Below are 964 nucleotides of genomic sequence, written 5' to 3' on the forward strand. Positions count from 1 at the left end.
CTGCTCGCTGTCGCCGTCTCCCCGGACGGGAAGACGGCCGCCGTCGGCGGCGCCGGTTACTACTTCGGCCGCCAGCCGCTTTCGCCTGTCTTCCTGATCAACCTGCGGACCGGCGCCCTGGCCCGCTCCCTGACCGACGCCGTCGGGTCCGTCATGGCCCTGAGCTACTCGCGGGACGGCGCCCTTCTGGGGGCGGCCACCACAAGCGGCGAGATCGTCGTTTGGAACCCGCGGACCGGGGACGCCGTGCTCAAACTGAAGACTAGCCCCGACCCGAAAACGAAGAAGCGCGACACGGTCACGGACATCGCCTTCTCTCCCGCGGACGCGAACGTGTTTGCCACCGTCAGCGGCAACGGCGACCTGCATGTGTTCACCGTCAATCCGGCGAAGGAGACGTGGGAGTACCTCGGCAAGGCGCTGGCCGCCCACTCGAAGGGCGGCGACACCCGGGTCGCCTGGCACCCGGACGGGGATGTCCTCGTAACGGGCGGCGGCGACGAGTGCCTCGGCGTCTGGAAACTCGACGGCGCCAGGAAGGCGGGGGACCAGTTGTCGCGGCTCTCTAAAATCTCGAAGCTGGGGGGCCAGGCGTTCGCGATCCGGTACCGGCCCGACGGGAACGGGGTGGTCGTCGCCTTCGCCTTCGGGTCGACGCGGACGCGGGTGAACCCGATCCTGGTCCAAATCGACAAGAAGGGAGTCCAGAACGACCTGCTGGAGTTCACCGAACTCCCGGACCGGCAGGGCCAGATCGTTCAGATTCCCGCCGCCGCGGCGGTCCACATCAGCCCGGACAAGAGCCGGCGCACGTACGCCTTCACCGGCTACGACGACCACTCGATCCGCCTGCTCGTGGCGGGGGAGGAAAAGGGGAAGACCGTCCGCCGCGCGCTCGGCGGGCTGTCGGCCGGGGCATGGGCGGTGGGGTTTGACGCCGACGGCACGGCGGTCGGGTGGAGCC

The 964-nt window shown here is 69.5% G+C and carries 1 protein-coding gene; it reads left to right on the forward strand.

The features are described from left to right. On the forward strand, positions 1 to 964 hold a 964-nt coding region (locus tag BGIM_RS64895; protein ID WP_162136264.1), incomplete at both ends, for a WD40 repeat domain-containing protein.

The sequence above is a fragment of the Zavarzinella formosa DSM 19928 genome (genome assembly GCF_000255705.1).
Lineage (GTDB): Bacteria > Planctomycetota > Planctomycetia > Gemmatales > Gemmataceae > Zavarzinella > Zavarzinella formosa.